The organism is Phycicoccus jejuensis, from assembly GCF_044797865.1.
Classification (GTDB): Bacteria; Actinomycetota; Actinomycetes; order Actinomycetales; family Dermatophilaceae; genus Phycicoccus; species Phycicoccus jejuensis.
Map to the genome: position 1 here is coordinate 1,444,479 of NZ_CP085209.1, position 22,785 is coordinate 1,467,263.

21 protein-coding genes are annotated in these 22,785 nt (G+C 71.5%); 11 read left to right on the forward strand and 10 right to left on the reverse strand.

The window, feature by feature from the left end; genetic code table 11:
- Positions 1-29: 29 nt before the first annotated feature.
- The 5 genes from LG324_RS06840 to LG324_RS06860 all read right to left on the reverse strand — a co-directional run bounded on the left by LG324_RS06840 (position 30) and on the right by LG324_RS06860 (position 5,091).
- Positions 30-1,730: an FAD-dependent oxidoreductase gene (locus LG324_RS06840; RefSeq protein WP_404352654.1), complete on the reverse strand. Its 1,701-nt coding sequence runs from the start codon at positions 1,728-1,730 to the stop codon at positions 30-32.
- Positions 1,731-1,779: 49 nt separating this feature from the next.
- A complete protein-coding gene (locus LG324_RS06845) occupies positions 1,780-3,030 on the reverse strand; it encodes a glycoside hydrolase family 3 N-terminal domain-containing protein (RefSeq protein WP_404352655.1) in 1,251 nt (416 codons plus the stop codon).
- Positions 3,031-3,121: 91 nt separating this feature from the next.
- Positions 3,122-4,060, reverse strand: coding sequence for an NAD(+)--rifampin ADP-ribosyltransferase (arr, locus tag LG324_RS06850; RefSeq protein WP_404352657.1), 939 nt, complete (start codon positions 4,058-4,060; stop codon positions 3,122-3,124).
- Positions 4,061-4,117: 57 nt separating this feature from the next.
- Positions 4,118-4,447, reverse strand: a complete 330-nt coding sequence (locus tag LG324_RS06855; RefSeq protein ID WP_404352659.1) for a tyrosine-type recombinase/integrase — start codon at positions 4,445-4,447, stop codon at positions 4,118-4,120.
- A gap of 29 nt (positions 4,448-4,476) precedes the next feature.
- Entirely contained in the window at positions 4,477-5,091 is a 615-nt protein-coding gene (locus tag LG324_RS06860) for a hypothetical protein (RefSeq protein ID WP_404352660.1), read from the reverse strand.
- 276 nt (positions 5,092-5,367) lie between these two features.
- On the opposite strand from LG324_RS06860, the gene LG324_RS06865 reads away from it, so the two are divergent.
- Positions 5,368-6,294: an FRG domain-containing protein gene (locus tag LG324_RS06865; RefSeq protein ID WP_404352661.1), complete on the forward strand. Its 927-nt coding sequence runs from the start codon at positions 5,368-5,370 to the stop codon at positions 6,292-6,294.
- Between the two features lie 114 nt (positions 6,295-6,408).
- On the opposite strand, the gene LG324_RS06870 is transcribed toward LG324_RS06865, so the two are convergent.
- Both LG324_RS06870 and LG324_RS06875 read right to left on the reverse strand, forming a co-directional pair.
- Positions 6,409-7,293, reverse strand: a complete 885-nt coding sequence (locus tag LG324_RS06870; protein ID WP_404352662.1) for a DNA adenine methylase — start codon at positions 7,291-7,293, stop codon at positions 6,409-6,411.
- Positions 7,290-8,771 (reverse strand): hypothetical protein, encoded by a 1,482-nt coding sequence (locus tag LG324_RS06875; protein WP_404352663.1) that lies wholly within the window; start codon positions 8,769-8,771, stop codon positions 7,290-7,292. Before LG324_RS06875 ends, LG324_RS06870 begins: the two co-directional genes overlap by 4 nt.
- Positions 8,772-9,178: 407 nt before the next feature.
- Here LG324_RS06875 and LG324_RS06880 point away from each other — a divergent pair, with 407 nt between their 5' ends.
- Genes LG324_RS06880 through LG324_RS06890 form a run of 3 tightly spaced genes read left to right on the forward strand, consistent with a single transcriptional unit; the run spans position 9,179 to position 13,024 of the window.
- Positions 9,179-10,153, forward strand: a complete 975-nt coding sequence (locus tag LG324_RS06880) for a nucleoside hydrolase (RefSeq protein ID WP_404352664.1) — start codon at positions 9,179-9,181, stop codon at positions 10,151-10,153.
- Positions 10,150-10,980 carry a PfkB family carbohydrate kinase gene (locus LG324_RS06885; RefSeq protein WP_030528822.1) on the forward strand — a complete coding sequence of 277 codons (831 nt, stop codon included), beginning with the start codon at positions 10,150-10,152 and terminating at the stop codon, positions 10,978-10,980. The genes LG324_RS06880 and LG324_RS06885 overlap by 4 nt, the downstream gene beginning before the upstream one ends.
- 58 nt (positions 10,981-11,038) lie before the next feature.
- Positions 11,039-13,024 carry an acyl-CoA dehydrogenase gene (locus LG324_RS06890; protein WP_404352665.1) on the forward strand — a complete coding sequence of 662 codons (1,986 nt, stop codon included), beginning with the start codon at positions 11,039-11,041 and terminating at the stop codon, positions 13,022-13,024.
- A 6-nt stretch (positions 13,025-13,030) separates the two neighbouring features.
- Here the strand turns inward: LG324_RS06890 and LG324_RS06895 are convergent, their stop codons facing one another.
- Entirely contained in the window at positions 13,031-14,293 is a 1,263-nt protein-coding gene (locus tag LG324_RS06895; protein ID WP_404352666.1) for a class I SAM-dependent methyltransferase, read from the reverse strand.
- Positions 14,294-14,538: 245 nt separating this feature from the next.
- On the opposite strand from LG324_RS06895, the gene groES reads away from it, so the two are divergent.
- The 6 genes from groES to LG324_RS06925 all read left to right on the forward strand — a co-directional run bounded on the left by groES (position 14,539) and on the right by LG324_RS06925 (position 20,104).
- On the forward strand, positions 14,539-14,832 hold the full coding sequence (groES, locus tag LG324_RS06900; RefSeq protein ID WP_030528819.1) for a co-chaperone GroES: 294 nt from the start codon (positions 14,539-14,541) through the stop codon (positions 14,830-14,832).
- A gap of 126 nt (positions 14,833-14,958) precedes the next feature.
- Entirely contained in the window at positions 14,959-16,575 is a 1,617-nt protein-coding gene (groL, locus tag LG324_RS06905) for a chaperonin GroEL (protein ID WP_030528818.1), read from the forward strand.
- A gap of 101 nt (positions 16,576-16,676) precedes the next feature.
- Positions 16,677-17,372 carry an aspartate/glutamate racemase family protein gene (locus LG324_RS06910; RefSeq protein ID WP_404352667.1) on the forward strand — a complete coding sequence of 232 codons (696 nt, stop codon included), beginning with the start codon at positions 16,677-16,679 and terminating at the stop codon, positions 17,370-17,372.
- 67 nt (positions 17,373-17,439) lie between these two features.
- The gene (locus LG324_RS06915; RefSeq protein WP_404352668.1) at positions 17,440-17,973 is read left to right on the forward strand and encodes a PadR family transcriptional regulator; all 534 of its coding nucleotides are present in this window, start codon (positions 17,440-17,442) and stop codon (positions 17,971-17,973) included.
- Positions 17,970-18,695: an ABC transporter ATP-binding protein gene (locus tag LG324_RS06920; RefSeq protein WP_404352670.1), complete on the forward strand. Its 726-nt coding sequence runs from the start codon at positions 17,970-17,972 to the stop codon at positions 18,693-18,695. The genes LG324_RS06915 and LG324_RS06920 overlap by 4 nt, the downstream gene beginning before the upstream one ends.
- Positions 18,692-20,104, forward strand: a complete 1,413-nt coding sequence (locus LG324_RS06925) for an FtsX-like permease family protein (protein ID WP_404352671.1) — start codon at positions 18,692-18,694, stop codon at positions 20,102-20,104. Before LG324_RS06920 ends, LG324_RS06925 begins: the two co-directional genes overlap by 4 nt.
- Positions 20,105-20,192: 88 nt before the next feature.
- Here the strand turns inward: LG324_RS06925 and LG324_RS06930 are convergent, their stop codons facing one another.
- Positions 20,193-20,420, reverse strand: a complete 228-nt coding sequence (locus LG324_RS06930) for an RNA-binding S4 domain-containing protein (RefSeq protein WP_404352672.1) — start codon at positions 20,418-20,420, stop codon at positions 20,193-20,195.
- A 234-nt stretch (positions 20,421-20,654) separates the two neighbouring features.
- Complete coding sequence (locus LG324_RS06935; RefSeq protein ID WP_030528815.1) at positions 20,655-20,945, reverse strand: WhiB family transcriptional regulator; 291 nt, start codon at positions 20,943-20,945, stop codon at positions 20,655-20,657.
- Between the two features lie 215 nt (positions 20,946-21,160).
- Here LG324_RS06935 and guaB point away from each other — a divergent pair, with 215 nt between their 5' ends.
- Positions 21,161-22,750: an IMP dehydrogenase gene (gene guaB, locus LG324_RS06940; RefSeq protein WP_404352673.1), complete on the forward strand. Its 1,590-nt coding sequence runs from the start codon at positions 21,161-21,163 to the stop codon at positions 22,748-22,750.
- Positions 22,751-22,785: the final 35 nt, after the last annotated feature.

The window sequence follows — 22,785 nt, forward strand, 5'->3', positions numbered from 1 at the left end:
CGCCGCAGTCGCCTCCTCGGCGCGCCCGCTCAGGCGTCGCCGGGGCTCAGCCAGGCGTGCACGAGCGGCACGACGGACGCGCCCTCGCCGGTCGCCGCGGCCACCCGCTTCATCGAGCCCGCGCGCACGTCGCCGGCGGCGAAGATGCCGGGCACGCTCGTCGCGAGGTTCTCGGGCGGCAGGCCGTCGACCCAGCGGTCCTTCGGCACGTCGCGCCCGGTGAGGACGAAGCCGCGCTCGTCGAGCGCGACCTCGTCGGGCAGCCAGCCGCAGTGCGGCTCGGCCCCGAGCAGCAGGAAGAGTCCGTACGCCGGGCGCTGCCGCGTCTCGCCGGTCGTGGTGTCGCGCAACGCCACCCACTCGAGGCGGCCATCCCCGCCAGCGTCCACGACCTGCGTGCACGGCTCGACGGTGATGCGCGGGTTGAACTCGATCTCGCCGACGAGGTAGGCCGACATCGTCTCCGACAGCGACGGCCGGCGGACGACCACGGTCACCGACCGCGCGAAGCGCGCCAGGTGCACCGCGGCCTGCCCGGCGGAGTTGCCGCCACCGACGACGACGACGTCCTGGTCCTCCATCTCGCGCGAGAGCGACATCGCCGCGCCGTAGTTGACGCCGCGCCCGACCAGTGCCTCGACCGAGGGGACGCCGAGGTGCCGGTAGTCGACCCCGGACGCGACGACCACCGACCGCGCGCTGATCTCGAAGTCGCTGCCGCGCAACAGGTGTGGCTCGCCGTCGGCACCTGCGACCAGCTGCTCGACCTCCCACCCGGTGTGGAAGCGCGTGCCGAAGCGCAGCGCCTGGTTGCGGGCCCGCTGGGCCAGCCGCATCCCGGAGACGCCGCGCGGGAAGCCGAGGTAGTTGCGGATCATCGAGCTCGTGCCGGCCTGCCCACCGATGGCGCTGCCGTCGAGGACGATCGTCGAGAGCCCCTCGGACGCCGCGTAGACCGCCGTCGCGAGCCCCGCGGGTCCACCACCGACGACCGCGACGTCGACGACGGATGCCCCTACGGCGGCGTCCATCTCGCGCTCGGCCCGCGTGTCGAAGAACGAGCGGGCGACATCCCGCACCGACGTCGCGACGATCGGGTCGCGGTTGGCGGCCCAGACCCTCGGGTAGCCGGCGTCCTCGGGGAAGTGCTCGGCCACGTGCCGGCCGATCTCGCTGTCGGGCTCGACGGAGCGGCAGGGGATGCCCATCCGGTCGAAGAAGTCGCGGACCTGCTGGGCCACGACGTCACCCGGCGGCGCGACGATCTTGGCGACGACGACGTCGGGGTCGGTCGCGGTCCAGCCCCACTCGCTGAGCAGCTCGGTCACGGAGTGGTGGAACTCCTCGTCCCGCGTGCCGCGCGGCATGAGGAGGTAGGCGTCGTACTTGCCCTTGGCCATGCCGGAGCGCAGCCGTGGGGCGTCGGAGAGGAACCGGTCGTACGGCGCGACGACGAGCCGGCGCGCCGTCGGCACGAGGTGGCGCCACTCCGCGAAGGCGGCGAGCACGTTCTCCTCGTCGGGCAGGCGCGAGTCGGTGACGAACATCGCCACCTGGTGGCCCTGCGCGAGGGCGTCCTCGGTGACGTCGCACGCCTCGCGGCACGAGCCGGCGGTGCGCAGGTCGTACTCGCGCGAGTAGCGCCAGAAGACGTCGAGGAGGGTGTCGGTGTGCTCGCCGGACGCCAGGACGATGACCGGGGCCGGTGCGGTGGAGGGGGAGGCCGTCACCCCGTCGAGCCTAGGCCGGTCCGGGCCGCGGCGGGAGGGGTGCCCGCCGTCAGTCCCCGGCCTTCGACGGCGACGACGAGCAGGGGAGCAGGCCCATCCGGTCCTTGAGGTCGAGCACGCGGTGCACCGAGGCGTCGACCTGCTGCGCGAAGTCGTCGTCCTTGGCCGCCTTCGCGGCCAGGGCTTCGAGCATCGCGGGGGCCACGGACGCGTCGCCGGTCAGCGTGATGTCGCCGCCCGCCTCGACGAACTTGACGGCGCGCTGCCCCGGGGAGGTGGAGCGGACGGACTGCGCGTTGACGTCGTCGGTGATGACGACGCCGTCGAAGCCGAGGTCGCCACGCAGCATGTCGGTGACGACCGTGCGCGAGAACATCGCCGGCACGCCGGGGTCGATCTTCGCGTAGTTGGCGGAGCCGACCATGACCAGGCCCGCGCCGGCGTCGACGCCCGCGGCGAACGGCTCGAGGTAGGGGTCGTCCTTCGTCGTCTTCGGGTCCGTGATGCCGGTGCTGTGGAAGTCGGTGTTGTTGCGGATGCGGCCGAGCCCCGGGAAGTGCTTGACCGTCGCCTCGACGCCGCCGTCGAGCATCCCCTCGATGAACGCCGTCGAGGCCTTCTCGACGGTCTTGGGGTCCGACCCGTACTCGCGCTCGTACCTGCCGATCGGCTCGTTGCCGCGGCCGAGGTCGGCCGGCACGGTGTCGGTGACGGGGGCGAGGTTGACGTTGACCCCGGCGTCCTTGAGCTCCTCGGCCCAGCCGGCGGCGGCCTTGCGCAGCGCGGACGAGGACATCTGCGCCTGCTCGCTCGCGGTCGGCGGGCGGGTGAAGCCCTCGCCGCGCAGCTGATGGACCTCGCCGCCCTCCTGGTCGGCGGCGATCATCAGGTCGATGCCGGCGGTGGCCTTGCGGGACACGAGCCCCTGGAGGTGCTCGGAGGTGGTCGACACCTTCTCGGCGCCCTCCCAGCCGCCGAGGTAGATGACGTTGCCGACGTGGTCCTTCGTGATCGTCGAGTCGAGCGCGTCGAGGGAGGCGTTGGTGTCGAAGCCGACCATGAGCAGCTGGCCGAGCCGCTGGTCCGCGGTCATCGCCTCGTACGTCGTGTCGGCGCAGGTGGCGGACGCGGTCGGCGACGGGGTCGCCGAGGCCGAGGGCGACGCGGAGGTGCTCGGCGCGGACGCGCTGGTCGGGGCCGCCTCGGGGGTGCCGGTCGAGCAGCCGGCGAGGGTGACGGCGAGCGCCCCGGCGAGGGCGAGCGCGGCGCGGCGGGGGTGGGGTCGCGTGGGGGTGGTCACCCGAAAACGCTACGTGACCACCCTGCGGGCCGAGGAATCGTGCTGGTCGCGGCGCCGGCAGCCACCGTCGCGGAGGCCGGGTACCGGCGGCTCAGTCCATCGCCTCGATGCCGAGCTCGGCCAGCTCGCCGGAGGATGCGCGGATGCGCTGCACGAGCGCGGCGTCCGGGGGCTCCCAGTGGAGCACCTCCTCGACGACGCGCACGCCCTCAGTCGTGCGGTAGGAGCGGGTCGGGTTGCCGGGGAAGCGCTTGTCGGTGACGTTGGGGTCGTCCTCGAGCGGGCCGAGCGGCTCGACCCGGTAGACGCGCGGCGGCCCGTCGCCCCGCGCGAGCTCGGCGGCCAGGGGAGCGCCGTTCGACGAGGCGGTGACGTAGATGTGCTTCATGGGGCGGCCCGACCCGAAGTTCGAGCGCCACCCCGGCGTCAGCACGTCACCGGGACCGACGTCGGCGCGGGTGCCGTGGAAGAACGGGCCGGGGTCGTCGACGACGCGCTTCGGCGGGGGCGGGTCGCGCAGCAGCACGTCGAGCCGGCGCAGGAGCGCCGCCACGCGGCTGCCGCCCTCCGGCGCCCGGGGGTAGCGGGACAGGACGTCGACGACCACCGGGCCGGCCCGCCGGGCCGCGGCGTCGAGGACGTACTCGGCGACCACGGGGTCGTTGCCCCGGTACAGCTCGGCGGCCCGGGCCGCGTGCACCGCGGCGCCGAGGAGGTGCCGCAGCTGCGTGGCGTTCGCGAGCGGGTGCAGGTAGGCGGCGGCTGCGGCGTCTCCGGCGGCCGTCGCCGCGTGCTTCGCCGCCTCGGTGGATGCCTCCCGACCGGCGCGGTGGGCGTCAGTCGCGGTGCGGCGCTGGAGGTTCGAGCGCGGCGCGCCCTGCGCGAACTCGCGGGCCGCGTCCACCGCGGCGCGCGGCCGGTCGTCGTCGGGGTGGGCGCGGTCCCACACGACGAGCGCCGGCTCGGCGCAGTCGGCGGCGTACCCGGCGACCGCGCGCAGCTCGTCCGTCGTCAGCTCGAAGTCGGCCACTCGCGCGAGTCTGGCACGGGGCGGGGCGTGACCGCCGCTCCCCACGGACAGGCCACCTCACACACCTGCGACGTACGCGGTGAGGAAGTGCACGCCGTGCCGGTCGAGGTTGCCGCGGGCGCGGTCATAGTGCTCGGTGGTGCGAGGGTCGGCGTGACGGGCCAGGATCTGCGCGTCCCGCAGCGGCACCCCGGCGTCGAGGGCGTTCGTGATCGCGGCGTGCCGCAGAGAGTGCGGGCTGATGTGCCGCGGGATGTCGGCGACCCTGGCGATCCGGCTGACCATCCGGTACACGTCGCGTCGGTCCACCGGGTTCCCGCTCAGCGGGCGCAGGATGAGCGGGCCGTCGACACGCTGCCCGCGGCACGCCTCGAGGGCTCGCAGCACCGGGCGGTGACTAGCATCGTGGCCGACTTTCAAGGACTCGATCGGGCCACCAGCGGGTACGGCCTCGGCGAATCGGCGGACGGGTTGCGACTTCGGGACGCAGGCTGCGATTCAAGCCACCCCCACAGGTCACCCAAGGCACTGCGTAGTTCCGCCAACGGGACCTGACCAGCAACCACAAAGTCGTCAGGCGTGAACACCCAACCGAACGGCCACGCATCAGGGTCCGCGTCTCGTAGGAGCGAGCCCGACGTGCGGCGGTTGCCTCCGATCTTCTCCTTCGTCCAGTCGTCCCAATGCTCGAGAACGTCACGAAGAGTTCGCATCCTGACATTCAGACCCCCCGGCAGGTCGCCTAGGCTCGGGTCATTTTCAATTACCCGTACAACTTGACTCGCGGCCGAGACCAAAAAGAATGAAGCGCCTTGGATGCGATAGATAGAATTTTCGTACGAACGCTCCTCGGCGCCTAACGCCGCCGCCCAATGTTCCGCTCGGCTCGATCGGCGCGCCTCGTTTAGGGCGTGACGAGCCGCATAGAATTGGTCGATCGCCGAGTCCAGGTTCTTTACGCTTTCCGTCGCCACGAAAGCCCACTGCTTGAGAACCGGGTAGACGTCCTCAACAGGTCTGATGTCCGTCATCTCACACAGGCTAGAACGGTCTAGGCGCCGCCGCCAGCGGTCTGCCGCTTCGCATGCCGCGGTAACATCCGACCGCGTGCGGGCCGTCGCATGTTCAAACCGCGGACAGCTGCGGCCGCCGTGTTCGAGACGTCACGACTGAAGGATTCGTTGCCGCGGCCTCCGACAGACGGGAGCCGCTGTCTAGACGACTCAGGGGGAACTTCCTGGTCTGCGACACGCAAGGGTTGAGGCTTGCGGGCCTGCCGGTCAGCCACGGCCGTAACCTCGGTCGACATGAGCGGACCAAAGTCACTGAGCGACGCCGAACTTCAGAAGCTGACCGAAGTGGGCCGTGGCGTGGAGCTGAACACAACATCGGGCCCGGATTTTCTCGCGGTCGATGCGCTGCACGAGTTGCTCCAAGTGGTTGGCTACCTGAAATACCTGCGGGGGAGCGGGGCGGTGATGTTGCGCGGTCAGACTTCTTTGTACTCGACGCTCGATCCCTCGCTGTACCGAGGGTTGAAGGTAAACCGGACCAACCGCGATTCCATTATTGGCGGGTTTATCCAAACCACCTCTCCTTGGTCCTGCACACACGCCGATCACGCGCCAGTGCTATGTACGGAGAAGGTCCCTCAGTTACCATCGAGTCGCCGAGGGTTGCTAGCCTCGGGGACCCCGAGATACGCCGCGGAAGGCCTACTGCAGCATTACGGCATTAGGACGAGATGGCTTGATTTCGTTGATAACGTTTGGGTGGCGCTCTGGTTTGCTTGTCACGACTTCGTGCGCGCCGGCCGTTTTGTGCACGTGGTTCGTCGAGTGCCGGTCACGGGGTCCGAATATGCCTACTTGGTCGGTGTGGTGGTTGACGGCCCATTGGTCGAGAAGGCGCCGGGGCTCTTCAGATCTGAGGGTGAAGCCCATCTCTTAGACCTGCGTCGAGCCGTTCCCTCCTTCTACCTTCGGCCGCACGCGCAGCACGGCTGGCTGCTCCGCCCGTGGATGAATGACCCTCGAAACTTCACGACTATCAACATTCGCGTGGATCTTGGCGTTGCCCTGAACTGGCTCGGGAGTGGGCAACTCTTGAGTGCCTTCGGCATGTACCCGCCGGCTTCTGTGGATGTTGGATACCGAACTTTGCTCCAGAACGTTGACACGATGAACATCCCGGAGGTGCTGGGGTCGATTGACGTTGCAGGGCCCGGCTACTAGCCGTCTGGCACGCGGACGTTGGCCCATGCCCGGACTAGGTGTTACTCGTTGCGGCTATGCGTCAGCTCCTGCACGAAACTCGACCCGGCCACATCTACTCGTGGAGATGGGCACTTAGGTGGCCGGCTTCGACACCCATACGCCCTCGTCGCGCATAATCTGTCGATCGGGAACGCGGAGGCCGCGGCTGAAGAACATGAACTCGCGACCGACCTTCTGTACCTGGGCCGTATGGGAGATGCCGAAACGCAGGCAGCGAAACTCTCTATACAGCGTCCGTGTCCGATCGTCGGCGTCATATGTAAGGATCCAAGGGTGAGGCGACCTCGTCAGCATTTGCTCTAGTCGTTGGTGCTCGCTCCACGAATGGTCGGTCATGTACAGCTCTTCACCGGGCACGACGTACGGCGGGTCCACGTAAAGCAGTACGGGCTTCACGCGCCGGTTCAGAGTACGGATCAACTCGATGGCGCGCTCTTCTCGGACGTCAACCTGCGATGAGAATTGCCTAAGATGGCGGATGCGACGAACGAGGTCGGTCTTGTTGAATCGCGCATCGATCAGCCAATTTCCCGTCTGCTCGAGGCCGCCGATGGGTCGTGCGCTAAGAATCCCTGAACGGTTTGTGCGGTTGAGGAAAAACGTGGCGAATCCGAGGGTGAGGTCGTCGCAAGCGTCCGGCGTTAAGTACACGGACCGCTGATCGTGCCAATTGGCGATATCGACGGTGCACTTTGTCACCAACTCAATGAATGCCTCGGTGTTGAAAAACACCGAGCGCCAGAATGCGGCGACGCCGGGGTTGAGGTCGTTGATGATGACCTTGGAGACGTGCCCGTCTGACAGCAGTTGTAGACCAGCGCCGGCCCCGCCAGCGTACGGTTCGCAGTATGTGTCAATGACCGCAGACTGACTCGCGAGCACTCGCGCCAAGTAGGGCGCCAGTCGGGCCTTCCCGCCGGGATAGCGAAGGGGTGACAGGAACGAGGGGCCGCTCACCTCACGGCCTCATTGATGCTGTTGAGCAAGGGCGTGAAGGCCCCGCTAAACCGTCGAGCCAGATGAGGGTCGGCTCGCGCCGATGGGTTGTGCATGAATTGGTGCATGTAGGTGATTCCGATGTCGTTCACTTCCATAAGTGCCTGGACAAGATCCTGTCGGGCCTTCTGAGGGGTCTCGATGGCAGGATCCAACTTGTAGATGCACCCGCGAATCTTCTGGGCTAACTTGTCGTTTTCCTTCTTGCCGGACCACGCTAAAACCTTCGGGTCCGAGACCGCCAGTTCCAGGATCACTCGCGCCTGAACACACGCGGTCGCGTAGTTGTCATCGATCGGCAGTGCCTTGGCCTCTCGCAGCAGTCGCTGAATGTTCGGCGACAGGCTGGACAGTTTCACCCCCGAGTACAGGGCGCGCTCAGGCTTCTTGTCGCGCTTGCCGCCTGAACCCGAGGCGGGTGGGTCGTCATCGCCCTCATCTTTCTCGGGGTCGCCGTCGACGGTGCCGATCGAAGTATCGCCGTCGTTAGTAGTGCTGTTCTGGTCGTCCGAGTCTTCGTCCGTCGAGTCGTTAGCGTCGTCGTTCGCTTCGTCCCCATCGGGCGAGTAGGGATGATCGGCTAGCCTGACGTGGTCAGGAAGCGAGTCGGCTGCACTCGGTAGGAACACCGCAGCCTCATTGTTCAGCAGGTTGCCACGCAAGGTGTCGTTCTTAAAAGCGTCGACCGAGTTTTGGTTGAGGAACTTGAAGGCCCACGAGAAATAGCCATGCAACTGGTTCGCGTTGTGCCGCGCAGTAAGCACCTGTGGATCGCCGTCAGCAGCCTGCTTCATCACGAACTGCATCCGGCTAAGAGTGACGCCCGTGAACATGCGCCCGATATTCGTCAGCTTGCTGGCGCGGACCGTGTTGATGAGAGCTACTAACTCAGTGTCCTGGTGATACGCCTCGGTCAGTTCGTCGGCGATTGCGATCGACCGCAGTGTGCCGCTGTCGATGGGTGCCTTCATCCGCTTGCGGTGAAGGGCCGTCTGCTGCGTACTCCACGTGCGTACGCCTACGCCTTCGTTGGCTCCGGTGTGACGCAAGGTAAGCCACGGATCGGCCTCCTCCCGACTCTTGGTAATTGCGCAATAGATGGTCCGCGGCGGCTTCTTTCCGGATTCGCTGAGTCGCGTGAAGGCCGCTTGGTGCGCGGGGTCGTCAGCCAGCTTCGGATCTGCTAACAGCTTTAGTGCCGCGAATCGTCTATTGCCTTCGAACACGACGTATTTGCTGCCGTCCTTCCAGGCGATAGGCAACTCGGTCGGGTTTGCCTCGCCCCGGTTGCACAGGTCACGTGCGAGGGCCAGCAACTGGGGGTAGCCCTCGGCCAGAAGTCGGTTGACGGCCTCCTTATCGTTCGAGGTGCCGTCCGGAAGTCGCGGGTTCTGGGGGTCCAGCAGGGTCTGCGATGGACGCAGGCTCTTATACTCCATAGTTCCCTTCCGGTTGCTCCCCCAGCCGCTCTAGTACCGGGGCACCGACGGTCCCTGTCAGGATAAGCAAATCTGAGCCTCTTGAGAGCGGACGCGCCCATGTTCGCCCTGAGGCGCGAGCAACTTCAAGATGACGCCAAGCCTCAGCCCGTGCGTCGGTCATCGAACAGGACAAGGTGCGCCGCGTTACGAGCCGTGCCTTGGCCCTAGATCGTCGTTTGAGTTCGGACCCGCTTGCGGACGATCCGAGCGTTGGAGAGTGCCAAAAGCCGCTGTCTAGCTGGGCGGTGTGACTTGGGCTCTGGCTGCGTCGACAGGAGACGTCGACGCAGCTCCGGGCCCTGTTGTTGCCGGTGAATAGGTGGGCTCTGACGGGCGGGGCCCCCCGATCGTGGATGATCGGTCCCGTGCAGCGGATCCCGGTGGTGCTCGATGTCGACACGGGCGTCGATGACGCCTGCGCCCTCCTCCTAGCGGCGCTCCATCCGGGGCTAGACCTGCGGGCGGTCACGTGCGTCGGCGGCAACGCTCCGCTCGCGGACGTCGTGCGCAACACGCTGCTCGTCCTCGAGACCGCCGGCCGGACCGACGTGCCCGTCGGCGTGGGCGCCTCCCGGCCGCTGCTCGAGCAGCCGGTCGACGCCCGCCACGTCCACGGCTCCGACGGCATGGCCGACCTCGGGATGCCCGCCCCCACCCTCGAGCCGGACGCCCGCATCGCGATCGACCTCCTGCGCGACACCGTGCTCGCCGCGGCCGAGGCGGGCGAGCCGATCACCCTTGTCCCGCTGGCCCCGATGACGAACATCGCCCTCCTGGCGCGCGTCCACCCCGAGGCCTTCGCGCGCATCGGGCGCATCGTCTTCATGGGCGGCGGCGCGAACGTCAGCAACGCGACGGCCGCCGCCGAGTTCAACGTCTTCCACGACCCCGAGGCTGCCGCCGTCGTGCTCGACGCCTGCGCCGCCCACGAGGTGCCCGTCGCGATGTACGGCCTCGACGTCTTCTACGACCCCAAGGTCACCGACGCCGACGTCGAGGCGCTGCGCGCCGTCGACACCCCGGTGGCCCGGCTCGCGGCCGACCTCATCTCGTTCCACCACCGGCGCTTCGCCAACGACGGCGCGACCATCGGCGACGCCGGCGCGGTGGCGATGCTCCTCGCGCCCGACGCGGTGCGCACCGAGCGGCGCCCCGTCCGCGTCGAGCTGTCGGGCACGTGGACGCGCGGGCGCACCATCGTCGACACCCGCGACTGGAGCGGCGACATGGCGCACGACCCCCACGGCGTCTCGCCCGCGATGGTCGAGGTCGCCCTCGAGATCGACGGCCCCCGCATCGCAAGGCTCTGGCTCGACACCGTCGGAGGGGAGGCCCGATGACCGGCCGCGTGCTCGTCCTCGGCTCGCTCAACGTCGACCTCGTGACGCGGGTCGAGTCGCACCCTCGCCCGGGGGAGACCGTGCTCGGCGAGGGCCTGCGCCGGCTCGCCGGCGGCAAGGGTGCCAACCAGGCCGTCGCCGCCGCGGCGGCCGGCGCCGACGTCGCGATGGCCGGCTGCGTCGGCGACGACGACGGCGGCCGCGCCTACCGCGAGCGGCTCGCGCGTCTCGGCATCGACGTCGAGGCCGTCCGCGTCGTCGAGGGCGAGACCTCCGGCCACGCCATCGTCCAGGTGTCCGACGACGGCGAGAACACGATCGTCGTCGTTCCCGGCGCCAACCACCACCTCGGGGCACCGGAGGTCGACGCCGTTCGCGCCCTCGGCCCGGACGACGTCCTCGTCCTCCAGCTCGAGGTCCCACTGACCGTCGTCTGCGAGGCCGCCCGGGTCGCCGCCGGACGCGGCGCCCGGGTCGTCCTCAACGTCGCCCCGTGGTCGGGGCTGCCCGCCGACGTCGTGGCCCTCGGCGACCCCGTCGTCGCCAACGAGCTCGAGATGCAGGCGCTCGCCGAGGCGGGCGCCGAGCCCGCCTCGCTGCTCGTCACCTTCGGGGCCAACGGGGCCTCGTGGGACGGCGTGACGATGCCGGCCCACCCGGTCGAAGGCGGCGTCGTCGACACGACCGGGGCCGGCGACGCGTTCGTCGGCGCGCTCGCGGCAGCCCTCGCGCGCGGCGCCACCCGCGAGGAGGCGCTCGACGCGGCCCTTGCCTCCGGCGCCGCCGCCGTCGCCCGCGAGGGCGCCCAGCCCGACCCCTACCTGTGAGTAACTTCGCGCGTCACGGAGCCGCCGGAGGCCGGTGACGCCGTGTCAGGGTGACGACATGGCCGCCACCGACGCCGTCCGCACCACCGACCCGACCCGTCGCGCCCAGCCCGCCCTGGACGCCGACCCCGCCGCCCTGCGCGCCGTCCTCGACGGCCCGTACGCCGCCGTCCGCGACGAGGTGCGCGCCGCGCTGGCCGAGCACACCGACCTGCTCGACGAGCAGCGCGACCTGCCCCGGGCCGAGCTACGCCGCCGGGTGCGCGACCTCGTCGTCGAGATCGGCGAGCGCGGCCAGGCCGCCCACGGCTTCCCCCGCTCGGTCGGCGGCGGCGGCGACATCGGCGCGTCCATCGCGTCGTTCGAGACCCTCGCCTACGGGGACCTGTCCGTCGTCGTGAAGTCCGGCGTCCAGTTCGGGCTCTTCGGCGGCGCGGTGCTCCAGCTGGGGACGCGCGCACACCACGAGCGCTACCTCCCGGACATCCTCTCCGGGCGGCTGCTGGGCTGCTTCGCGATGACCGAGACCGGCCACGGCAGCAACGTCCAGGCGCTCGGCACGACCGCCACCTACGACCCCGCCACCGACGAGATCGTCGTGCGCACCCCCGACGACGCCTCGCGCAAGGACTACATCGGCAACGCCGCGGAGGACGGCGAGCTCGCGGTCGTCTTCGCCCAGCTCGAGGTCGGCGGCGAGGCCCACGGCGTCCACGCGGTGCTCGTCCCGATCCGCCGCGACGGCGAGGTGCTGCCCGGCGTGCGGGTCGAGGACTGCGGCACCAAGCTCGGGCTCGAGGGCGTCGACAACGGCCGCCTCTGGTTCGACGACGTGCGCGTCCCGCGCGCCAACTTCCTCGACCGCTTCGCGCAGATCGACGACGACGGCACCTACCGCTCGAGCATCGAGAACCCGAACCGGCGCTTCTTCACGATGCTCGGCACGCTCGTCCAGGGCCGCGTCAGCGTCGGCGGGGGAGCGCTCGCGGCATCCAAGGTGGCGATCGAGATCGCCGTCCGGTACGGCCTGCGCCGCCGCCAGTTCGAGGCGCCCGGCACCGACGACGAGACCCTGCTCCTGGACTACGGGATGCACCAGCGCCGGCTGCTGCCGCTCGTCGCCCGCGCGTACGCCCTGAGCGCCGCCCAGCAGGAGGTCGCCCGGCAACTGCACGAGGTCTTCTCGCCGGAGACCCCCGAGGCGCCCGAGCGCGACGTGCGCGCCCTCGAGTCGCGCGCCGCCGGCCAGAAGGCGCTCGCCACCTGGCACGCGACGCACGCCATCCAGGAGTGCCGCGAGGCCTGCGGCGGCGCCGGCTACCTCTCGGCCAACCGGTTCGCGGCGCTCAAGGCCGACACCGACGTCTTCACGACGTTCGAGGGTGACAACCACGTCCTGCTCCAGCTCGTCGCCAAGGGGCTGCTCACCGACTACTCCTCGTCCTTCGAGGACCTCGACCAGCGCGGGATGGTCCGCTTCGTCGCCGGGCTGGCGGTCGACACCATCGTCGAGCGCACCGCGGCGCACCAGCTGCTCGAGCGCATCCGCGACGTGCTGCCGACGGGGCGCGACGGCGCGGACACCGACGCCGGGCTGCTCGACCCCGACTACCACCTGGCGATGCTGCGCTTCCGCGAGGAGCACCAGGTCGCGGGGGTGGCGCGCCGGCTCAAGGCGGGGGTCGACGCCGGCCGGCCGCCGGGCGAGGTGTTCAACGACGTGCAGGACCACGTCATCGCCGCGGCCCGCTCGCACGTCGAGCGGCTGGTCGTCGAGGCGTTCGTCGCACAGGTGCGGGCCCAGCCGGAGGGGCCGACGCGCGAGGTGCTCGGGGCGCTCTGCGACCTGCACGCGCTCGTGACCATCGAGGCCGACCGCGGCTGGTTCCTCGAGCACGGGCGGCTGTCGGCGCCGCGCTCGAAGGCCATCACGCGGGAGGTGACGGCGCTGCTGCGGCGGCTGCGGCCCGTCGCGCTCGAGCTCGTCGAGGCGTTCGGCATCCCGCCGGAGGTCCTCGGCGCGCGCGACCTCGTCGGCCCCTGACCCGCCTCAGTCGGCGGGCGGCGCGGCCGGCGCCACGGGCTCGACGACGATGGCCGTCTGCTGGCCCGCGACCCGCGTGAGCACGACCGTCGCCTGCGCCCCGTCGCCGGCGCCACGCCCGGTCTTCAGCTGCCGCCGCAGCTCGTCGTCGTCGAGCCGGACCCCGCGCTTCTTGACGGTCAGCCCGGTCACGCCGTGCTGGGCCAGCCACGCCCGCAGCGTCTTGACGGTGAACGGCATCGACTCGAGCACCGCGTACCGCCGCGCGTACGGCAGGTCGACCTCGGCGTCGGACAGCACGTACCCGAGCCCCGTGTCGACCTCGACCCCGAGCGTCGCCCCGGTCACGGCCCCGAGCAGCCCGGCCTGCGTGACGGCGCGGTCCGGCTCGTAGAGCCAGGCACCGATCGAGCCGGTGCCCTCGGCGGTCGGCGGGTCCGGCTCGGCCATCGTCTCGTCGACCTCGACCGGCGGCCGCCCGGCCGCGAGGATGCGCGCGCTGCGGCCGGGGCGCTGGGCGAGCGGCCCCCACCAGACGGCGCACTCGAGCACCTCGCCGCCGTACGAGGTCCACTGCGCCTCGGTCCCGAGCGGGATGGCGTCGTGCGGCATCGACGGCGAGAGCTTCGCCCCGGTCGCCGGCACCGCCGTCGCCACCTGGAGGACGAACTGCCACGACGGCCGGATCTCGTCGAGCCGGAACACCCGCTTGATGCGCCCGTGCCGCCCGGTCTTGCCGGGGATGCGGCGCGCCGGGTCGAGCCAGACGCCGACGCGCGAGCGCAGCGGGTCGCGCGGGGGCTCGAACTCCTCGGCGTAGCCCTCGTGGGCGCGCGAGTCGGGCCAGGGCCGCAGGTTGGTGTCGGCGATGGCCGCCGTCACGGGGTCGATGTCGACGGCCTGGACGGTGACGCCGAGCGCCGACATCGCGACGGCGTCGCTGCCGATGCCGCAGCCGAGGTCGTGCACCGTCGCGAGCGAGGCGTTGTAGAAGCGGCCCGCGTGCGTGGCCGCGACCTCGAGCCGCGAGGCCTGCTCGAGCCCGTCGGGCGTGTAGAGGAGGTCGCCGGCGAACTCGCCGAACTTCGCGACGGCCCGCGCGCGCAGGCGCTGCTGGGTGAGCACGGCGGCCACGAAGTCGGCCGCGTGGCCCTCGCGGCGCAGCCGGTCCTGGAGCGCGAACACCGCGGCCGGGTCGTACGGCGGGAGGGATCGCAGGAGCTCCTTCCCGTCCGGCGACCCGAGAGCTCGCACGATGCCGACGTCCACGGCCGGTCATCCTGCCATCCGCGCTCTCGGGGCCCGGTGCGAACCCTCCGGACGCCCGCGCCGCGCCCGGCTGGCACTCGAGTTGACCGAGTGCTAAGCGCGGCCTAGATTTGCCTCATTGGCACTCGCCCCGTGCGAGTGCCAGCGCACCCCGGGCCGCGGTCGACCCCCGCGACGGCGAGCACGGCCCGGACGCGCACGTCCCCGTCCACTTCGACTCATCCCAGCAAGGGGAGGAGCACACCGTGTCGGTTTCCATCAAGCCGCTCGAGGACCGCATCGTCATCAAGAGCCTCGAGGCCGAGCAGACCACCGCGTCCGGTCTCGTCATCCCGGACACCGCGAAGGAGAAGCCCCAGGAGGGCGAGGTCCTCGCGGTCGGCCCCGGTCGCATCGACGACAAGGGCAACCGGGTCCCGCTCGACGTCCAGGTCGGCGACCGGGTCATCTTCAGCAAGTACGGCGGCACCGAGATCAAGCACGGCGGCGAGGAGTACCTCATCCTCTCGGCCCGCGACGTGCTCGCCGTCGTCGGCTGAGCAGTCCGCTGACGCCGTGACCGCGTCCCGGCGGCCCCGTGCCGCCGGGACGCGTCCGGCATCCCCCTGACCCACGCGACGGGTCGGGCGCACCGCGCCGCCCGTCACCCCCAGCAAAGGACACCCATGGCCAAGGAACTGGAGTTCAACGACTCCGCCCGCAAGGCGCTCGAGCGGGGCGTCGACGCCCTCGCGAACGCCGTCAAGGTGACGCTCGGCCCGAAGGGCCGCAACGTCGTCATCGACAAGAAGTGGGGCGCCCCCACGATCACGAACGACGGCGTCACGATCGCCCGCGAGGTCGAGCTCGAGGACGCCTACGAGAACCTCGGCGCGCAGCTCGCCAAGGAGGTCGCCACCAAGACCAACGACATCGCCGGTGACGGGACGACGACCGCGACGGTCCTCGCCCAGGCGATGGTCAAGGAGGGCCTGCGCAACGTCGCGGCCGGCGCCGCCCCCTCGGGCCTCAAGCGCGGGATGGACAAGGCCGTCGACGCCGTCTCCGAGCGCCTGCTCGAGAACGCCCGCGAGATCGAGTCCAAGGACGAGATCGCCCAGGTCGCCTCGCTCTCCGCGCAGGACACCGAGATCGGCGCCACCATCGCCGACGCGTTCGACAAGGTCGGCAAGGACGGCGTCATCACCGTCGAGGAGTCCTCGACCGCCTCCACCGAGCTCGAGTTCACCGAGGGCATGCAGTTCGACAAGGGCTACATCTCCCCGTACTTCGTCTCCGACCCGGAGCGCATGGAGGCCGTCGTCGAGGACGCCTACGTGCTCATCAACCAGGGCAAGATCTCGGCGATCGCCGACGTCCTGCCGGTGCTCGAGAAGGTCGTCCAGTCGGGCAAGCCGCTCGTCATCATCGCCGAGGACGTCGACGGCGAGGCCCTCTCGACGCTCGTCGTCAACAAGATGCGCGGCACGTTCAACGTCGTCGCCGTCAAGGCCCCCGGCTTCGGCGACCGCCGCAAGGCGATGCTCCAGGACATGGCGGTCCTCACCGGCGGCCAGGTCGTCGCCGAGGAGGTCGGCCTCAAGCTCGACCAGGTCGGTCTCGAGACCCTCGGCCAGGCGCGCCGCGTCGTCGTCACCAAGGACTCGACGGTCATCATCGACGGCGCGGGCGAGGCCTCCGACGTCGAGGGCCGCGTCGCCCAGATCAAGCAGGAGATCGAGCGCACCGACTCCGACTGGGACCGCGAGAAGCTCCAGGAGCGCCTCGCGAAGCTCGCCGGCGGCGTGTGCGTCATCAAGGTCGGCGCGCACACCGAGGTCGAGCTCAAGGAGAAGAAGCACCGCATCGAGGACGCGATCTCCGCGACGCGCGCCGCGATCGAGGAGGGCATCGTCTCCGGCGGTGGCTCCGCACTCATCCAGGCCGTCGCCGTGCTCGACACCATCGGGCTCGAGGGTGACGAGGCCGTGGGCGCGAACATCGTCCGCAAGGCCGCGGCCGAGCCGCTGCGCTGGATCGCCGAGAACGCGGGCCTCCAGGGCTACGTCGCGGTGGCGAAGGTCTCCGAGCTCCCCGCGGGCCAGGGCCTCAACGCCGCCACCGGCGAGTACGAGGACCTCGTCAAGGCCGGCGTCATCGACCCGGTCAAGGTGACCCGTTCGGCGCTGCGCAACGCGGCCTCGATCGCCTCGATGGTCCTCACGACCGACACCCTCGTCGTCGAGAAGAAGGAGGAGGAGCCGGCTGCCGCCGGTGGCCACGGCCACGGGCACGGCCACTGAGCCCCACCTCCCGCGACACCGCACGCCGCCCGGTCCCCGTCAGGGGCCGGGCGGCGTCGTCGTGCCGGTCGGCGTCGGCGCCGCGGCGTAGGGTCAGGCGCATGCGGCTGCTCGGGGTGCTCGGCGGGATGAGCTGGACCTCGACGGAGGCCTACTACCGCGGGCTCAACACGGGGGTGGCCGCGCGGCTCGGCGGGCTGCACTCGGCCCGCCTCCTGCTGCACTCGGTCGACTTCGCCCCGGTCGCCGCCGCCCAGCACGCGGACGACTGGCCCGCCACGGCCGCGCTCCTCGCCGATGCCGCCCGCGGGCTGGCGGCCGGGGGAGCGCAGGCGCTGCTGCTCGCGACGAACACGATGCACCGGGTCGCCGACGACATCGAGGCTGCGGCCGGGGTGCCGCTGCTGCACATCGCCGACCCGACGGCCGACGCGCTGCTGGCCGGCGGCCACCGACGGGTCGGCCTGCTCGCGACCCGCTTCACGATGGAGCAGGCCTTCTACGCCGACCGCCTGCGCGCTCGCGGCCTCGACGTGCTCGTGCCCGGGGAGGCCGACCGCGAGCTGGTGCACCGGGTCATCTACGACGAGCTCGTGCGCGACGTCGTCCGCGAGGAGTCGCGCGCCGACTACCTCGGGGTGGTCGAGCGACTCGTGGCCGACGGGGCGGAGGCGGTCGTCCTCGGCTGCACCGAGATCGGCCTGCTGCTGCGCGACGGCGACGCCGCGGTGCCGCTCGTCGACACGACGGCGCTCCACGTCTCGGCCGGCGTCGACTGGCTCTGCGCGAGCGCCTGACCGCGCGCTCTGCGAGTTCTCGCAACTCGCCTTGCCGCTACTAGTCACACAGTGAATAGTGGTCGCCATGACGACGGGACACGTCCTGCTGGGGCTGCTGTCGAGGGGGCAGCAGCACGGCTACGACCTCAAGCGGGCGCACGACGCCGCGTTCCCGTCGGCGCGTCCCATCGCGCCGGGGCAGGTCTACACCGCGCTCGAGCGGGCCGCCGCCAAGGGATGGGTCGAGCTCGCCGCGGTCGAGCGCGACGGGGGCCCGGACCGCCGGGTCTACGCGCTCACCGCGGCGGGCCGCGCCGAGCTCGAGCGCTGGGCCGGCTCGACCGAGCCGCCGGACGCGCTGCTCTCGCACCCGCTGGCGACCCGGGCGACCGTCGCCATGCTCGCCCTCGGCCCGGACGCCGCCCGGGCCTTCCTCGACCGCCAGCGGGTGGCCGTCGTCGACCGGATGCGCGAGCTGACCCGCACCAAGACCGACCCGGCGCTCACCCTCGGTGAGCGCCTCGCCACCGACCATGCCATCGCCCATCTCGACGCGGACGTGAGGTGGCTCGAGGCCGCCGCCGAGCGCGTCGTCGACCTCACCGAGGAGATCCGATGACCCCGCAGCCCCACGCCACCACCGACGTCGAGGCAGCCGGCCCGGCGGTGCCCCGGCTCGCCGCGCGCGGCCTCGTCGTGCACCAGGGGCGCACCCGGGCCCTGGCGGGCGTCGACCTCGACGTCGCCGCGGGGGAGCGGGTCGCCGTGACCGGCGCGTCGGGCTCGGGCAAGTCGACGCTGCTCCTCGCCCTCGGCGGGGTGCTCGTGCCGACCGAGGGCAACGTCGCCCTCGACGGCACCACGCTGTCGCACCTCGCGGAGGCCGAGCGGGCCCGCCTGCGCCGCACCCGCTTCGGCATCGTCTTCCAGTACGGCCAGCTCGTGCCCGACCTCACGGCGGTCGAGAACGTGGCGCTGCCGCTGCTTCTGCTCGGCCGAGCGCGGCGTGACGCCCTCGAGGCCGCCCGGGCCGTGCTCGCCGAGCTGCGGGTCGACGACGTCGCCGACCGGCGGCCCATCGACATGTCGGGCGGTCAGTCGCAGCGGGTCGCCATCGCGCGGGCGCTGGTGACGGCCCCCGACGTCGTGCTCGCCGACGAGCCGACCGGCTCGCTCGACAGCGTCGGCGGTGAGCGGGTCATGGCGACGCTGCTCGGGGCGGTGCGCGAGCGCGGGGCGACGCTCGTCGTCGTCACCCACGACGCGACGGTCGCCGCGTACTGCGACCGCGAGGTGCGGCTGCGCGACGGGCTCGTCGTCGGGGCGGGGGAGGGACGATGACCTGGGCGGGGGCCACCTGGCTGGCCTTCCGCGGCGGCCGGTCGGACCGGCTGCGCATCGTGCTCACCGTCGCCTCGACGGCGGTCGCGGCGGTGTTCGTGCTCCTGGCCGGCGCCGTCGTCACACCGTGGGACCCGGCGAGCGGGACGGCCTACTCCAACGTCCAGCTGTGGACGGAGGACGGGCTCCGGGGTGGCACCGTGCTGGCGCTGGCCCTGCTCTGCCTGCCCTTCCTCGCCTTCGCCGCGCAGTGCTCCCGCATCGGGGCTCCGGCCCGCGAGCGCCGGTTCGAGGACCTCGCCCGGCTCGGCGCGACCCGGCGCGAGCTGCGGCGGGTCGCCGCGATCGAGAGCGGCCTCGCCTCGGTCGGGGGCGTCCTGCTCGGGCTGCCGCTCTACGCCCTCCTCGCGGTCGTCGTCGGAGTCGTCGGCGGCCCCGTCTCGATGTACCGGGGCATCAGCGCCGTCCCGGTCGGCACCGAGTGGTCGCCCGACGCGCTGCTCCTGCCGACCGACCGGGTGCCGACCTGGTGGGTCGCCCTCCCCGGTCTCGTCCTCCTGCCGCTGCTCGTGACCCTCTCGGCCTCCGTGGGCGCCGCGCGCCGGCAGGACGAGGGCCAGCGCGAGCGCTCGGTGCGCCGCCGCCTCACGCGGTCCGGTGCGATCGCCGCATCCGGACTCGTCCTCGGCGGGATCCTCATCTACCTCCTGGGCGCCTCGGTCGCCCTGCCGAGCGTCGTCTGGCCGCTGGTGCTCCTCGTCGCCGTGGTGCTGCTCGCCCTCGGCGCCGCCGGGCTCGCGGGTGAGCTCGCCGTGGTCGCCGGAGCCCGCCTGGCCGTCGGGGCCGGGCGAGCGGACCTCCTGCTGGCCGGCCGCCGGATGGAGGCCCGGCAGCGGCGGGGCGCCTCCCGGCTCACCCTGCTGCTCGGGTGCCTCGTCGGAGGGGCCGTGCTCGTCCTGCGGGCGGATGCCCTGGCGATGAGCGCACGTCAGGGCGACACCGGGGGCTTCTTCGCGCAGACCTACCTGCTCCTCATCGTCGCCCTCGGGCTGGCGACCGCCGCCAGCGCCCTCGGCCTGCTCGTGGCCGAGGTCGAAGGCATCGTCGAGCGCCGCCGCAGCCTGGCCACCGCCGTCGCGGCGGGGGTGCCGCGACGGGTCATCGCCCGGGCGGTGGTCATCGAGGCGGTCCTGCCGGTGGTCCCGGCCGTCGTCGTGACGACCCTCGTCGGTGCGCTCTTCGCGCGCATCTTCGTCCTCGCCCTGTCCGAGGAGCGCAGCGGCCTGCCGGCCTTCGACCTCGTGCTCTTCGCGGGCGCCGTCTCGCTCACGGCCGTTCTCGCAGCCGGGCTGGCGACGCTGGCGCTGCCGGCGAGCACCGACGTCTCGGAGGCGCGCGTCCCCGCCTGAGCCGCGACTTCTTGCCCATCCGCCACCTCAGGACCCCGATCCGGGCCCCTCGGAGGTGGTGGATGGGCAATCAGTGGGGAAGACGGGGTCAGGCGGAGGTGACGCGCAGGCTCCCGCCGCCGTCGAGGGTGACGACGTCGCCGACCCGCACCTGGCGGCCGCGCCGGGTGTCGACCTCGCCGTTGACGTAGACGAGCCCTCGCTCGACGACCTCGCGGGCGGTCGCGCCGTCGTCGACGAGGCCGCTCAGCTTGAGCAGCTGGCCGAGCCGGATGGACTCGTCACGGATGGGGACCTCGAGGGCGTCGTCGGGCACCGGCTCAGGCTACGCGTGGCCGTGCCCGGACGGCGAGCACGAGTGCCGTCCGGGCACGGTCCCACGGTCGCGGTCGCCGGCCGTGGGCTCTCGCCCCCACGAACGGTTCCGCGCTGGTGAGGAGCGGCGGACCGTGGGCTCTCGCCCCCACGGTCCACCGCTGCCTCGGCCGACCCCCCGGAGGGCCGACCGGACTCCCGCGTGGGGCGGGAGCCGGGTATCGGGTGGCGTCGGTCAGGACGCCAAATGACGCTGGCGGGCGTAGACGCTCTCGCGCTCGTCCTCGGTGAGACCGCCCCAGACCCCGTAGGGCTCGCGGACGGCCAGGGCGTGCTCGCGGCACTGCTGGATGACGGGGCAGGCCAGGCAGATCTCCTTCGCCGCGGTGGCGCGGCGGGAGCGCTTGGAGCCGCGCTCGCCCTCCGGGTGGAAGAACACCTCGGGACCGACCCGACGACAGGAGCCCTCGAGCTGCCAGTCCCACAGGTCCGCGACAGGGCCCGGGAGCCGGGTGATCTCGGCCATGCGCCACCTCCACGATGATCGTGTGCCGACCCCCTCGGGCGGCACGGGTTTCACCGTATGGGCGGTTTGTCGATGGCAGGGCAAGCGTCGGGTAAGGCTTTGGTCAAGGGTTGCGTGGATGCCTCAGGTCCGCCACCGGAGCGTCCGTCTCGAGGTCGCTCGGGGCGGACGGCGGCCCGTCCGGGGCAGGGTGGCGGGGGACGTAGAATCGGGTGATGAGCCTCGGACTCGACGAGACGCGCGACACCACCACCCCTGCGGCGCCCGACGCCCCGGCCGTCACCGCGGCCTCGGCGGAGCCCGCGCCGGCCGGCCCGTTCGCGGCCCTCGGCCTCACCTACGACGACGTCCTGCTGCAGCCCGGCGAGACCGACGTCATCCCGAGCGAGGTCGACACCACCTCGCGCCTGACCCGCGGCATCTCGCTGCGCGTCCCGCTCGTGTCCGCCGCGATGGACACCGTCACCGAGGCCCGGATGGCCATCGCCATGGCCCGCAACGGCGGCCTCGGCATCCTCCACCGCAACCTCTCGATCGAGGACCAGGCCTACCAGGTCGACCTCGTCAAGCGGACCCAGACCGGGATGATCTCCAACCCCGTGACGATCGGGCCGGACGCCACCCTCGAGGAGCTCGACGAGATCTGCGGCCGCTACCGCGTCTCCGGGTTGCCGGTCGTCGACCCGGGCGAGCACCTGCTCGGCATCGTCACCAACCGCGACCTGCGCTTCACGCCGGTCGCCGAGTGGGCCGACACCCTCGTGCGCGACGTCATGACGCCGATGCCGCTCATCGCCGGCCACGTCGGCATCAGCCACGAGGAGGCGACGAGCCTGCTGCGCCAGCACAAGCGCGAGCGCCTGCCGATCATCGACACCGAGGGGCGCCTGCGCGGGCTCATCACCGTCAAGGACTTCGTCAAGTCCGAGCAGTTCCCGAACGCGAGCAAGGACGCCGACGGGCGCCTGCTCGTCGGTGCGGCGGTCGGCTACTTCGGTGAGGCCTGGGAGCGGGCGACGACGCTCGTCGAGGCGGGGGTCGACGTGCTCGTCGTCGACACCGCGCACGGCCACGCCCGGCTCCTCCTCGAGATGATCGAGCGGGTCAAGAAGGACCCGGCGCTGCGGCACGTCCAGGTCATCGGCGGCAACGTCGCCACGCGCGCCGGGGCGCAGGCCCTCGTCGACGCGGGCGTGGACGCCGTCAAGGTCGGGGTCGGGCCGGGCTCCATCTGCACGACGCGCGTCGTCGCCGGGGTCGGGGTCCCGCAGGTCACCGCGATCTACGAGGCGTCCCTCGCGTGCCGCCCCGCCGGCGTCCCGCTCATCGGCGACGGCGGCCTCCAGTACTCCGGCGACATCGCCAAGGCCCTCGTCGCGGGCGCCGACACCGTCATGGTCGGCTCGCTGCTGGCCGGTTGCGAAGAGAGCCCGGGCGAGCTCGTCTTCATCAACGGCAAGCAGTTCAAGGCCTACCGCGGGATGGGTTCGCTCGGCGCGATGTCCTCGCGCGGCAAGAAGTCCTACTCCAAGGACCGCTACTTCCAGGCCGACGTCACCTCCGACGACAAGATCGTCCCGGAGGGGATCGAGGGCCAGGTCGCCTACCGCGGGCCGGTCGGCGCGGTCGTCCACCAGCTCGTCGGGGGTCTGCACCAGTCGATGTTCTACGTCGGCGCCCGCACCACCCCCGAGCTCAAGGAGCGCGGCCGCTTCATCCGCATCACGACGGCGGGTCTGCGCGAGTCGCACCCGCACGACGTGACCGGCATCGTCGAGGCGCCGAACTACAGCTCGAAGGGCTGAGCGGCGCCCGGCTCGTGCCGTGCACCCGGACGACG